Source organism: Colwellia sp. BRX8-9 (genome assembly GCF_014077245.1).
In the GTDB taxonomy this organism is placed as follows: Bacteria; Pseudomonadota; Gammaproteobacteria; order Enterobacterales; family Alteromonadaceae; genus Colwellia_A.
The window spans coordinates 12,420-25,614 of record NZ_JACGVN010000008.1 but is presented as its reverse complement, the minus strand read 5'-3'; the positions used below and the strand labels follow the sequence as shown (position 1 = coordinate 25,614).

At 38.7% G+C, this 13,195-nt stretch carries 14 protein-coding genes; 9 read left to right on the top strand and 5 right to left on the bottom strand.

Features of this window, described 5'->3' with window-relative positions; translation table 11 throughout:
* Positions 1 to 46 precede the first annotated feature (46 nt).
* From nagK to H4J70_RS08540, 4 genes are all read left to right on the top strand, one after another.
* Positions 47 to 940 carry an N-acetylglucosamine kinase gene (gene nagK, locus H4J70_RS08555; protein ID WP_182250939.1) on the top strand — a complete coding sequence of 298 codons (894 nt, stop codon included), beginning with the start codon at positions 47 to 49 and terminating at the stop codon, positions 938 to 940.
* A gap of 44 nt (positions 941 to 984) precedes the next feature.
* Positions 985 to 2,118: an N-acetylglucosamine-6-phosphate deacetylase gene (gene nagA, locus H4J70_RS08550; protein ID WP_182221796.1), complete on the top strand. Its 1,134-nt coding sequence runs from the start codon at positions 985 to 987 to the stop codon at positions 2,116 to 2,118.
* A gap of 64 nt (positions 2,119 to 2,182) precedes the next feature.
* A complete protein-coding gene (nagP, locus tag H4J70_RS08545; RefSeq protein ID WP_070377171.1) occupies positions 2,183 to 3,475 on the top strand; it encodes an N-acetylglucosamine MFS transporter NagP in 1,293 nt (430 codons plus the stop codon).
* Positions 3,476 to 3,837: 362 nt separating this feature from the next.
* Positions 3,838 to 4,059 carry a TIGR02922 family protein gene (locus tag H4J70_RS08540; RefSeq protein WP_070375825.1) on the top strand — a complete coding sequence of 74 codons (222 nt, stop codon included), beginning with the start codon at positions 3,838 to 3,840 and terminating at the stop codon, positions 4,057 to 4,059.
* Positions 4,060 to 4,149: 90 nt separating this feature from the next.
* On the opposite strand, the gene ccmE is transcribed toward H4J70_RS08540, so the two are convergent.
* From ccmE to ccmA, 5 genes are read right to left on the bottom strand one after another with little or no spacing between them, the layout of a single operon-like run.
* The gene (gene ccmE, locus H4J70_RS08535; RefSeq protein ID WP_182244580.1) at positions 4,150 to 4,665 is read right to left on the bottom strand and encodes a cytochrome c maturation protein CcmE; all 516 of its coding nucleotides are present in this window, start codon (positions 4,663 to 4,665) and stop codon (positions 4,150 to 4,152) included.
* Positions 4,662 to 4,937, bottom strand: coding sequence for a heme exporter protein CcmD (gene ccmD / locus H4J70_RS08530; RefSeq protein WP_182218286.1), 276 nt, complete (start codon positions 4,935 to 4,937; stop codon positions 4,662 to 4,664). Before ccmD ends, ccmE begins: the two co-directional genes overlap by 4 nt.
* Positions 4,937 to 5,683, bottom strand: a complete 747-nt coding sequence (locus tag H4J70_RS08525; protein WP_182221797.1) for a heme ABC transporter permease — start codon at positions 5,681 to 5,683, stop codon at positions 4,937 to 4,939. The genes ccmD and H4J70_RS08525 overlap by 1 nt, the downstream gene beginning before the upstream one ends.
* Positions 5,683 to 6,375: a heme exporter protein CcmB gene (gene ccmB, locus H4J70_RS08520; protein WP_070375829.1), complete on the bottom strand. Its 693-nt coding sequence runs from the start codon at positions 6,373 to 6,375 to the stop codon at positions 5,683 to 5,685. The genes H4J70_RS08525 and ccmB overlap by 1 nt, the downstream gene beginning before the upstream one ends.
* A 10-nt stretch (positions 6,376 to 6,385) precedes the next feature.
* Positions 6,386 to 7,060 (bottom strand): cytochrome c biogenesis heme-transporting ATPase CcmA, encoded by a 675-nt coding sequence (ccmA, locus tag H4J70_RS08515; protein ID WP_404842433.1) that lies wholly within the window; start codon positions 7,058 to 7,060, stop codon positions 6,386 to 6,388.
* Between the two features lie 366 nt (positions 7,061 to 7,426).
* Between ccmA and H4J70_RS08510 the strand changes: the two genes are divergently transcribed.
* The 5 genes from H4J70_RS08510 to hemH all read left to right on the top strand — a co-directional run bounded on the left by H4J70_RS08510 (position 7,427) and on the right by hemH (position 12,907).
* Positions 7,427 to 9,442 carry a heme lyase CcmF/NrfE family subunit gene (locus H4J70_RS08510; RefSeq protein ID WP_182250973.1) on the top strand — a complete coding sequence of 672 codons (2,016 nt, stop codon included), beginning with the start codon at positions 7,427 to 7,429 and terminating at the stop codon, positions 9,440 to 9,442.
* On the top strand, positions 9,442 to 10,008 hold the full coding sequence (locus tag H4J70_RS08505; RefSeq protein ID WP_070375830.1) for a DsbE family thiol:disulfide interchange protein: 567 nt from the start codon (positions 9,442 to 9,444) through the stop codon (positions 10,006 to 10,008). Before H4J70_RS08510 ends, H4J70_RS08505 begins: the two co-directional genes overlap by 1 nt.
* Complete coding sequence (locus H4J70_RS08500; protein WP_310740323.1) at positions 10,008 to 10,481, top strand: cytochrome c-type biogenesis protein; 474 nt, start codon at positions 10,008 to 10,010, stop codon at positions 10,479 to 10,481. The genes H4J70_RS08505 and H4J70_RS08500 overlap by 1 nt, the downstream gene beginning before the upstream one ends.
* 9 nt (positions 10,482 to 10,490) lie before the next feature.
* Complete coding sequence (ccmI, locus tag H4J70_RS08495; RefSeq protein WP_182250938.1) at positions 10,491 to 11,756, top strand: c-type cytochrome biogenesis protein CcmI; 1,266 nt, start codon at positions 10,491 to 10,493, stop codon at positions 11,754 to 11,756.
* A gap of 122 nt (positions 11,757 to 11,878) precedes the next feature.
* Entirely contained in the window at positions 11,879 to 12,907 is a 1,029-nt protein-coding gene (gene hemH, locus H4J70_RS08490; RefSeq protein WP_182250937.1) for a ferrochelatase, read from the top strand.
* The last annotated feature ends 288 nt before the right edge of the window (positions 12,908 to 13,195 follow it).

The window sequence follows — 13,195 nt, the reverse complement described above, 5'->3', positions numbered from 1 at the left end:
TTAAGCATTGTGATTAAAATAATAAATATAGAGACATGAGGTCAACATGCTGAGCAGCAGCGGCAACAACGAAATATTCTTAGGCATAGATGGCGGTGGCAGCAAATGCAAAGCTATCCTAATGTCGAATGATAATAAAATATTAGGTACTGGCATTGCGGGGCCTGCTAACCCGTTGCACGGTTATGAACAAGCTATAAATTCAATTGCTGAGTCGGCTAAATTAGCACTTGAAAATGCCGGAATTGATGAAAGTGAGCTCGGTAATATCATTGCCGGTGTTGGTCTTGCTGGGGTGAATTTACCGGTTTTATTTGAGCAAATGTCAAACTGGCAGCATCCGTTTAAAAAGATGTATCTTGCCACTGATTTACTTATTGCTTGTCTTGGAGCTCACGATGGTAAAGACGGTGCAGTGATGATAACGGGGACTGGTTCATGTGGCTTTTCATATGTTGATGGCCATCCTTATATTGTTGGCGCTCATGGTTTTCCTCATGGGGATAAAGGTAGCGGTGCATGGTTTGGGTTACAGGCAGCAAAACAATCTTTGTTATCACTCGATGGATTAATTCCTCATTCATCCATTAATGACAAAGTATTAGCGTTATTAAATGTCAAAGATGATGTTGAATTAGTCGAAGTGATTGCTGGTAAGCCAGCCGCTTTTTATGCCCGTATGGCTAATTTGGTTTTTGACTCTGCTGAAGAAGGTGACAAAATTGCGTTAGATATTGTTGCACAAGGCGCTGAATATATTAGCCATGTGGCTAGGCAGTTATTAAAGCAAAATCCACCCGCCATTGCATTAATTGGTGGCTTAACACCAAGAATAAAACCTTGGTTAGATAAAGATATTAAACGACAACTGATCGAGCCAAAGCATCCACCAGAAGTTGGTTCAGTAATTTACGCTAAACAACAACTTGCTTTACAGTAAAACCTAGCCAATTAATTGATAGAATTTAAGGAACAAGCATTGCTATGACTATATTTCGTCTTTACGTTAAAAAATTATTTGATGGGCAAAATTTTATTGACCATCAAGTGTTAACGATCACCGATGGAAAAATCACAGCATTTGATAATAATATCTCTGACGTTGATGATGTGCTTGATGGTTTAGTGGTCCCAGGCTTTATTGATCTACAGGTCAACGGAGGTGGAGGTGCACTATTTAACGACTCACCATCATTAAAAAACATTAAAACTATCATGGCCGCTCATGCCAAGTTTGGTACTACAGCGATGTTACCTACCCTTATAACCGATAAAATATCAGTGATGCAACAGGCCGCAGAAGCAATGGCAGAAGCAATGGCAGAAAAAACACCAGGTATTATTGGTATTCACTTTGAAGGCCCACATTTATCTGTTGCTAAAAAAGGGGCACATATCGAAGAGCACATTCGCGCCATTTCACCACAAGAATGGCAAGTGCTTGAACGTAAAGATATTGGGCAAATACTGGTGACACTTGCCCCTGAAACGGTAAATGTTGATGACATTGCTCGCATGGTTTCGTTGGGTATTAAGGTGTGCTTAGGCCACACCAATGCTGATTTTAACACCGCACAAAAAGCGTTAGAAGCGGGTGCTGACGGATTTACTCATTTGTATAATGCTATGTCGGCAATACAGGGCAGAGAGCCGGGTGTAACGGGGTGTGCTTTGCTCAACGATCAAGCAAGTTGTGGCTTAATTGTTGATGGTCATCATGTTAATTACGAGAGCTGTAAATTAGCGCTGAAAACTAAACCTGCAGGAAGGGTTTTCTTAGTAACCGATGCAATGCCACCGGTAGGTACAAGCGATGTTGAGTTTACTTTAGTTGGTAAAAAAGTGCGGCTTAAAAATGGCAAGTTAACGTCAACAACAGGGGAGTTGGCAGGGTCGGTGTTGAATATGGCGCAAGCAGTAGCTAATACTCATTTAGGCCTGAGGTTACCTTTAGATGAAGCGCTTAGAATGGCCTCAAAATACCCAGCCAATTATATTAAGCAAAGTGATATTCGTGGCAGTTTAACAATAGGTAGTCAAGCTGACTTTGTTGAGCTTAACGATAATTTTACCGTGAAATCGACATGGATCTCTGGGCAAGCTATTTATAGAAACTAACTAACTTAACCTATCATAAAACAATAATAACAAGATAAATATTGAGGAATATATGGAACAGATAATAACAAGTGATAAACCAAAAAGTAATGCACTGCCTATGGCAATTGTCGCGGTACTCTTTTTTATACTAGGCTTTGCGACATGGCTTAATGGGTCATTAATGCCCTACCTTAAACAAATACTCCAGCTGACACCATTTCAAGCATCACTAATATTATTCTCTTTTTACATTGCCGTTACTTTTACTGCGCTGCCGTCGGCGACGATTATTCGTAAAGTAGGCTATAAAAATGGTATGGCTTTGGGAATGGCCACCATGATGGTAGCTGGCTTATTATTTATTCCTGCTGCTCAAACCCAAATTTTTGCTTTGTTTTTGTTTGCTCAGTTAGTGATGGGCTCGGGTATTACTTTATTACAAACAGCTGTTAATCCTTATGTTGTCCGTTTAGGACCTGAAGAATCTGCTGCAGCACGTATTAGTGTTATGGGAATTTTAAACAAAGGTGCCGGTGTTATTGCGCCTTTAGTCTTTACCGCCTTAATTTTGAGTGGCTTTGAAGGTCATTCAACCGAAGTACTAACCCAAGCCAGTATTGATGAGATGGCTAACTCGTTGGTACTTCCTTATTTAGGTATGGCGATTTTCATTGGTTTACTCGGTTTTGCTGTTAAAAAATCATCACTTCCAGAATTACCCAGTGAAGATGAGGAAGAAGGAGCAAATAGCAAAGGACATATTAAAGAAGCATTATCTCACCCCAATCTAGCATTAGGTGTATTAACTATCTTTTTCTACGTTGCGGTTGAAGTAATAGCCGGCGACACAATAGGTACGTTTGCCTTGTCTCTAGGTGTTGAAAATTACAGCATAATGACCTCATACACTATGATATGTATGGTGGTAGGTTACATATTAGGTATCTTTTTAATTCCTCGTTTTATTTCTCAACAAAAAGCCTTAACTGTTTCAGCCCTGCTGGGGTTGGTGTTAAGTTTAGGTGTGGTCTTTGGTGACAATAATTCATACGCTATCGCTAATATAATTCTTGTTCCTTTTGGAGGGGCAGAACTACCTGATACCTTGATGCTTATTGCATTGCTTGGTTTAGCTAATGCGATTGTTTGGCCTGCTGTTTTCCCATTAGCACTCTCTGGAATGGGGAAATTAACCAGCGTGGGCTCGGCATTATTAGTTATGGGTATTTCAGGAGGAGCATTTGGTCCACTATTTTGGGGCTTGGCAAGCGGTTCATCACTTGGTCAACAAGGGGGTTATATTGTGATGTTACCTTGTTATTTATTTATTCTATTTTATGCGCTTAAGGGCCATAAAATGAAAAGTTGGAAATAATATAGATTCTCTGGACAGTTTCTAAATATTTTAAAAAATTTATCCACATGGATATCCGATCTCACTAGTTGAGGATGCGTTAAACGATCTAATTTGATCGACCCTGGGTTTTATACTCAGGGTTTTTTTTTACTTAAAATTTACAGCAAGATACAACAATTGCTTAAAGATAACTCCGAGTTAACTTGGTGTTAACTTAACTTGTTGATTTAATTGTATAATTAGCTTTGTGTTTTTTGCTGTGTTACTTTGTTTGGATACAAGGTTTACTGATTTTTTATTTTTAGCCATTGCTGAACAATAAAGTTTATAAGTGACTTTAACTTGATAAATTTATAACTCAACAATAATAAGAGTGAATAATGCAAATCTACCAAGAAAAGATAGTAACCTTGATTTATTACAGTGATGATTCCCTAGAACTTTTACATAAGATTGAATCATTTTTACAATCTGCAGAAGGGCGTGTGGTTATTCCTGAAAGCTTTAAGAAAGGTAAGTCGATTATTGCTGTTTGTGAAGGTGAGATTAACATTCTTAATAAAATCGGTGATCGTATTATTTCGGCTTATGATGTTGCTTAGCTAAACGATTAATCGTTTAAATTTTACAATAAAAAACGCTACACCAAGACAAATATAATATTTATCTTGGTGTAGCGTTTTTGTTTTTTACTAGTAGGTTTTCTTTTCTAACTGTTCTTTACTGTAACTGGGTTTTTGATGCTTTTCACCCATGTCATCAGCTAATTCTTTCGGTATGTAGTTCTCGTCATGTTTAGCTAATACTTCAGAGGCTTCAATAAAATTGCCATTAACTAACATACCATTTGCGACTATACCTTGGCCTTCACGAAATAAATCAGGCAGTATGCCGTCATAATGTACTTTAATGACAGGGTCCGAATCATTAAAAACTATTGGCATTCTCATATCTACAAGTTCAAAAGTCACGTCTAAACTTGATGGGTCACGCTTAACACTTCCAGGTACCACTAAACCACCAATGCGAAGACGTTGGCCTTCAATAGGTTTTATGCCGGTATCATCTTTACCCTGATATATTTCAGAGGGTTTATAGAAAAGATCTATATTTTGACTTAATGCATAAAGCACAAATCCAGCAACGACACTTAGGCCGACTAAAATAGATATAACGATGGTTAAACGTTTCTTACGACGTGGATTCATGAAACAACCTTATTAGAGTTTTTGGGTAAATTTTTTAAAACTGCGGTCTTGCTATCAGTTTGCTCTGCTTGCGCTGAATTTTGTTGAGCCGCTTTGCGTAACTTCTTTTCGCGCTGTAAACGAAGTGCTATTTTTTGTTTAACCTTTTTATGGTTGCTAAGACTGCTATAAATTAACGCGGCTAATAAAAAAGCACTAACGCCATAAGATAACCAAACAAAAAAAGCATAACCGCCCATATCAAAAAAGGCTGAAATACTATCAAACTGCATTATTTAATGCCCTCTGCGGTGATCAATTCACGTACCCAAGGACGCATACTATTACGTGCTAATATTTCGGTACGAAAACGGATAGAAATAACAAATGTTACCAACATGGCGATACCTAAAAAGCAGATAACAAATGGCCAGAACATATCCATACTCATTGAGGGAGCACTCATTTTACTTACGGTTGCTCCTTGATGAAGGGTATTCCACCATTCGACAGAATACTTAATAATAGGAATATTGACAACGCCAACGAGTGATAGAATGCCTGCGGCTTTACCTGCAAGGTTTTTATCCTCAAAGGCATTGTGTAAAGCAATAACACCTAAATAGAGAAAAAGTAGCACTAATTCAGACGTTAAGCGCGCATCCCATATCCACCAAGTTCCCCACATAGGTTTACCCCAAGCGGCGCCGGTAAATAATGCTATAGCGGTAATAACAGCTCCCACGGGTGCCATGGCTGCCGCCGATGCATCAGCCAGCCTGAACTGCCAGACTAAACTACAAAAAGCCGCTGATGCCATAGCTAAATATATACTCATTGATAATATAGCTGTTGGCACATGGATATAAAAAATTCTAAAACTGTCACCTTGTTGATAATCAGCTGGCGCAAAAACTAACGCCCAGATAACGCCAATAGTGAGTAAAGTGATCGTAATCTTTGCAATCCAAGGTAATAGTTTACCGACAAAGCGATACGACACTTCAGGATTTGCATAAGGATGTAGCCATTTCCACATTAGTTAGTACTCACTTTTAATGCTGCACTAACAGCAAAAGGGGCTAAGGTTAACGAGCCAAAAAACAATGCGGCAATTATAGCAAGTTGTCCGCTGTAAGGTAAGTTCATTGCCGCAGTATCTATGGCACTAGTCGCAAAAATCAATATTGGAATATAAAGCGGTAAGACTAATAAACTGAGTAATACCCCACCTTTTTTAATACCGACAGTTAATGCAACACCAATAGCACCTAATAAACTGAGCACGGGGGTGCCGAGTAATAACGTTAGCATTAATGCCCCATAGCTATTTTCATTTAAATGTAATAATACGGCAAGTAAGGGTGCAATAAAAATAAGGGGTAAGCCAGTAACCAACCAATGCGCAATAATTTTAGCCAGTACTAATATAAATATGGGATGAGGACTCAGCATCATTTGTTCTAAAGAACCATCTTCGTGATCAGATTTAAATAAGCGGTCGAGTGATAATAATGTCGCAAGTAAAGCCGCAACCCAAATAATACCAGGTGCAATACGCGCTAAAGTTGTCGACTCAGGACCAATACCAAGCGGGAATAAAGTCACGACAATGATAAAAAATAACAGTGGATTAATAATATCGTCGCGATGACGAAAAGCAATTGTAAGATCTCTTTTGATGATTAAGCTAAAAGCGGACGTATATGATAAATTATGAACGGTTGTCATGTTATTATCTCTAATAAAATCGGTAATCTAAAGTGATTTTTTTCACCTTATCTTCAGGATATGATAAGTCTTGGTGTGTGGTCAATATAACACAGCCACCACGCTGAGCATGTGCGAGAAACAATTGCTCTAATGTATTGACACCACGCTTATCGATGGCGGTGAAAGGTTCGTCTAATATCCAAATAGGCGCGGTACTTTGCCATAAACGTGCAAGTGCAATACGGCGATGCTGCCCGGCACTTAAATGTGAAGCAAGGGCATCTTCAAAACCTAACAAGTTTACTTTTTCTAACGTTTCTTCTGCTGTTGAAATGTCATTGCCATGCAAGGCAAGATTAAATACTAGGTTCTCTTGAGCGGTCATTTCACCTTTTACACCCGGTAAATGTCCTAAATAGAGTAAGTTTTGATGAAAGGCATCGCCATGGTCAACAATATTTTCTTGTTGGAATAACACGCTACCGTCATAGGGTTGAGATAAACCCGCTAAAATACGTAATAAGCTAGTTTTACCTGATCCATTTGGGCCTTCCACCTGTATAATATCACCGCTAGATACTGAAAAATTAAGTGCTTCAAATAATATTCTATCTTCACGAATACACGTTAATTCGTTAGCACAGAGCAATACTTGCTTATTCGTTCGTTCGTTCGGTGGTTGAATATTTTGAGAGTTTGCCAAAAGAATCACTTTTTGAATAATTTAAATACCAAATTTATGGAACAAATATTAACGTAATTTGCTACATAAAGAGTTGATTTAGATCGTAATACCAAGTTGGGTATTATCATACTATATCGGTCGGTAAAGGCTAGCCCTAGCAATGAGAAAATTAATCATTTATTTTCGTATTACATTAATGAAATTACTCACCATATAGTGCTAGAATTACCAAAATTTTTAGTTTGAATTGTTTTTCTTTAACTTGCTATTTACCGTTAATTGAACAACAAACTCACTAAAACGCCATATTAATGGTGTCTTTAATTGATAATTTTTGTATTCAGTAAATACGCTGAATCGGAGAAAGTAATGATCCCTGAAGTAATGCTCCCTGAGTTAGGACATTTCGCCCTTATAATTGGTTTAGCTTTTGCAATATGTTTAAGCATTATTCCATTAGTAGGATTGGCAAGTCATCAAGAGCGATTAGTCGGCTATGCTAAACCCTTAACCTTTGGCATGTTTGCCTTTACAGCCATTAGTCTTATTATTCTCGGTTGGAGCTTTGTCGTTGACGATTTTTCGGTCAAATATATTGCAGGTCATTCAAATTCTCATTTACCTTATTATTTTAAAATAAGTGCAGTATGGGGGGGGCATGAAGGTTCGCTGTTATTGTGGGTTTTCTCACTAACCGCTTGGACTGCCGCTGTTGCTAAATTCAGTAAAGGCATCGACGAAGCCTTTATTGCTAGGGTATTAGCTGTCTTGGGTATGGTAGCCGTTGGCTTTATGCTGTTTACGCTATTAACTTCTAACCCCTTTGAACGCTTATGGCCAATGGTCCCCACAGAAGGTCGCGATTTAAACCCATTACTGCAAGACATTGGCTTAATTATTCACCCGCCGATGCTTTATTTAGGTTACGTCGGTTTCTCTGTTGCTTTTGCTTTTGCTGTTGCTGCGTTAATGTGCGGCAAGTTAGATGCTGCTTGGGCTCGATGGGCAAGACCTTGGACTGTTGCCGCATGGATATTTTTAACTTTAGGTATCGCTTTAGGTAGTTGGTGGGCTTACTACGAACTTGGCTGGGGCGGATGGTGGTTTTGGGATCCCGTAGAAAATGCTTCCTTTATGCCATGGTTGGTTGGTACAGCACTTATTCATTCATTAGCCGTGACTGAAAAACGTGGTACGTTCAGGAATTGGACCGTGTTATTAGCAATATTTGCCTTTAGTTTAAGCCTATTGGGTACTTTCTTAGTACGTTCAGGTGTTATCACTTCTGTACATTCATTTGCCGCAGATCCTGGTCGTGGTTTATTTATTTTATTATTACTGGCGATTGCGGTCGGTGGTTCATTAACACTTTATGCCTTTAGAGCAAGTACAGTACAAACGTTTAGTCGTTTTGCCTTGTATTCTCGTGAAACGGCACTGCTTATTTGCAACATTATCTTAGTTGTGGCAACGGTTACTGTTTTATTGGGCACCTTATATCCGTTGTTGGTTGATTCTATGGGCTTAGGAAAAATTTCTGTTGGGCCTCCGTATTTCAATGCGGTGTTTGTGCCGATCATGAGTTTGCTTTTTGTTGTCATGGGAATTGGTCCGTTAATTCGCTGGAAAAAAGCTAAGCAAGGTGAATTGCGCAAACAAATGATGAGTCCACTAGTGATTAGCGTTATTGTTGGTCTTGCTTTCCCATTTTTATACGGTGGTGAATTTGTGCCCTTGGTTAGTATGGGTATAGGTTTAGCCTGTTGGGTTTTTCTGGTCGTTCTTAAAGAATTAACGAATCAAATAAACTCGGGTAATGACAAAGGGAAATTTTCTAAGCTGACATTAAGCCAGTGGGGCATGACCTGTGCTCACATGGGGATAGCGATCACTATCGTTGGTGTAACGATAGTCTCTGTTTATGAAAGTGAAACTAACGTAAAAATGCACATTAATGAAAAAGTTCAAATTTCTGATACCGATTATGAAATCGCTTTTAAAGGTATTAAGCAAGTAAAAGGTGCTAACTACAGTGCCGAACAAGGTCAGATAGAAGTGTACAATAATGGTGATTTTGTTACGCTTTTGAAACCTGAACGTCGCACATACTTAGTACAGACTATGGGAATGACTGAAGCGGGTATTGACCCAGGTTTATTCCGTGATATTTATGTGGCATTAGGTGATCCCTTAGAAGGAAATGCTTGGGCAGTTCGTGTTCATTACAAACCCTTTGTTCGTTGGATATGGTTGGGTGCAATATTTATGTCGTTTGGTGGGTTTTTAGCGATATTAGACAAGCGCTACCGTCGTAAAAAAGTCAGTAACACCACCAATAAAAAGTCAATAAACACAGCTAGCGCTGATGAACTAGCAACAAATAATCAGGGAAATGCGTAATGGGTAAGTTAATTCGTTTAATTCCACTGATATTGTTTATTGCTTTAGGGGCTATTTTATTTCGCGGTTTATCGCTTAATCCGACTGAACTACCTTCGGCGTTGATTGGCAAAAAATTCCCTGAGTTCAGTTTACACTCGGTATTAAACGCTGATCGAACTGTTACGACAGCTGACTTTAAACCGGGTATAAAACTGGTGAATGTTTGGGGAACTTGGTGTCCATCGTGTCGTTATGAGCACGAATACTTGAACGAATTGTCTAAAACAAATCGTTTTACTATTTATGGTTTAAATTATGATGATCAACGTGTTGATGCGGCAAAGTGGTTAACCCAGCTAGGTAATCCTTATCAATTCTCGGCCTTTGACGAAGAGGGAAAATTAAGTGTTAATTTAGGTGTATACGCAGCACCAGAAACTTTTGTGGTGGACCACAGTAATATTATTCGCAAACGTTATGCGGGTCCATTAACTCCACAAGTTTGGCAAAACGAATTTGAGCCACTTATCACTCAAATAGAAGCAGAATTTTTAGCTTCGTCAACGAGCAAAGGAAGCCAGTAATGATGTTCAATAAATTGTTAGTTGCTGTATTTTTATCGACGGTTACCTTGCTGAGTTCATTTGTTCTAGCCAGCCCGGTTGATACTTATGTCTTTAAAGATAAGGTCACCGAAATTCGTTTTAATGCCCTTAATAAAGAATTACGTTGCCCTAAATGTCAGAATCAAAATTTGGCTGATTCTAATTCACCTATTGCCGCAGATCTTCGCCGTGAAGTTTATGACATGCTTCAACAAGGTAAGGCCGATATGGAAATTGTTGATTTTATGGTGTCACGCTACGGTGAGTTTGTTTTATATCGCCCTAGGGTCTCTAGCTTAACTTATCTTTTATGGTACGGCCCTGCAGGGCTATTATTTATTGGTGTGATAGTCGTCGTTATTATTCTTCGTCGAAAGCCAGTTAAAAATGCCCAACAACCATTAAGCAATGATCAAAAAAATAAGCTTGATCAAATTCTAAAGCATAAATAAGGCTGTCTCATGGAATTAATCTTTATCATTATTGTCTTTTTATTGCTGGTTTTAGCAGTAGTGTGGGCACCATTTATTAAACAACACCAAAACAACATCTCGATTGATGATACTCAGCGTGACGAAACTAATGTGCGCTTATATCACGAACATAAAGCTGAGATAGAAAAAGACTTTCAGCAAAATAATATTGATGATGAAAATTACCAATATTTATTAACAGAGCTCGATAATACTTTATTGCAAGATATGGAAAATCAAGATCTTGCAGATAAAACGCCACAAGACACGAAAGTACTAGCTATGGCTTGGCCTGTTGGCTTGTCTGTTTTTATTTTAGCTTTTAGTTTTTATCTATATGCTGAAATAGGCACTTATGAAAAATTGACAACAATGACGCCTCAAGAGCCAATGCAGCAATCGGCTAATGCGGAACAACAAACTATTAATGAATTAAAACGCTTAATGGATGTCACTAAAACCGAACCAGACAACTCAGATGCTTGGTACGCTTTAGGTCAATCTTTAGTCACCGTCGGTGAATTTGACAGTGCAGTAAAAGCTTATGACCAAGTTTTACGCATTGAAGGCCCGCAAGCCGATGTGTTTGGTGCTAAAGCCCAAGCGATTTACTATAAGAACGAACAACAAATTGATGAAAGGGTGCAAGGATTTATTGATCAGGCTTTAGCGATAGACCCTAACGATCCTTCGACAAATATATTACTCGGTATGCATAGTTTTGTTGCTGGTAAGTATCAAGTGGCTATTTCTCATTGGCAACGTGTTGTTGATTCAGATAAAAAGAATGTCAATAAGCAAGCATTAATTGAAGTTATTGATGAAGCGAAAAAGCGTATTGCCCAACCCAATATGACCAACGATGCCAACAGTCAAATCGAACCAAGTATTGCTGGTCCCAAGCTAACGGTTAACGTTACATTAAGTGATGAAATACAAACCTTGCTGTCAGTGGGTGATGATAAAACGGTTTTCATTTATGCTATATCTGCAGATACTTCTCGGGGGCGTATGCCTCTTGCCGCCGTTAAATTAGTCGCGAGTGATTTGCCCATAACCATAGTACTTAATGATGCAAGTGCAATGACGCCACAAGCTAAGTTGAGTGATGTCGATGTGGTACACATTTATGCAGTCGTTTCTGCTTCAGGCGGCGCTGGTATTAAATCAGGTGATTTCAAAGCTGAACTTAACAATGTGCCAGTAACGACTACAGAGCAATTAAATTTAGTCATTAGTAATATCGTTCCATAATTTAAATATAGTATGGGTTTGAGCCTTTTAACACATCAGATGAACTGATTCTTGTTTGGTGTGTTAGGGTAAGCTTACCCGTTGTCTTTTTGTCGTCATTTAAAAAATAGAGTATCGAATTCATGCCTAAATTTAGTGGACGTTTTCACGGCCGTACCAAAGAAATACATAATAAAACGGCTAAAGTTGGTGTTTTACTCACCAATCTTGGCACACCTGAAGCGCCTACTGCATCAGCTTTGAGACGCTACTTAGGCGAGTTTTTATCTGATCCTCGGGTCGTTGAAATACCTCGACTTATTTGGTTAATGATCTTGCATGGCATTATTTTAAGGGTTCGACCTAAAAAATCAGCAAAGCTCTATGAAAGTATTTGGACACCATCAGGCTCACCTTTATTAGTTATTAGCCAACAGCAAAAAGACGCAGTCGCTAAAGTGCTTACTGAGAAATATGGCGATGATGTCAGAGTTGAGCTGGCAATGCGTTATGGTAAGCCTACAATCGACGAGGCTTTAGACAGATTACAACTTGCAGGAGTCAGTAAGATAATTACTTTACCTCTGTATCCCCAGTATGCAGGTCCAACGGTTGGTTCTACTTTCGATGCGGTCGTTAATAAAATTAAATCGTGGCGTTGGATCCCAAGTCTAAGTTTTATTAGTGGTTATCATGACAACCCTAAATACATAGCGGCCCTTGCGCAAAGTGTAAATAAGCATATTGCCGAACATGGTAAGCCGGATAAGTTAGTATTATCTTTTCATGGTATGCCTAAGTATTTCTTAGAGCAGGGTGACCCTTATTATTGTTGTTGTGCAAAGACAACGCGTTTATTAATGGAAGCGTTAGCCTTTACCGAGGATGATTTTGTGATGACCTTTCAGTCACGCTTTGGTAAAGCAGAGTGGTTACAACCTTATACCGATGTAACGCTTGTTGATCTTGCTGCTGATAATAAGCATGTCGCTATTATTAGCCCAGCATTTAGTGCTGATTGTTTAGAAACTTTAGAAGAGTTAGTGCACGAAAACCGAGATATGTTTATTGGTGCTGGTGGTGAAACGTATCATTATATTCCAGCTTTAAATACCGATGAAATGCATATTGATGCGATTGTAGATATTATTTCTGCAGAGATAACTCACTAACTAAAATAAGGCACCGTATTTTATAGCCTTGCTGATACCTTTCACGGGTGTTTCCGCTGCGCTATTTAATAACGGTGTCACTATTGTAAACCTCCCTTCATTAGCTCACTTCTTTTTATTAATTAACAAACACTATGGCTGCGCCAATAAGTTCTTTTAAAACGCGATTCATCGGCCCAGCCGTACAAATAAACTCATAGCAATAAGAACACATACTCTTGTTCAATCACTGATGCGTTTTTGATGATCTTTAGTAATGACTTTGTTAATGGCTTTGATAGCAACGGG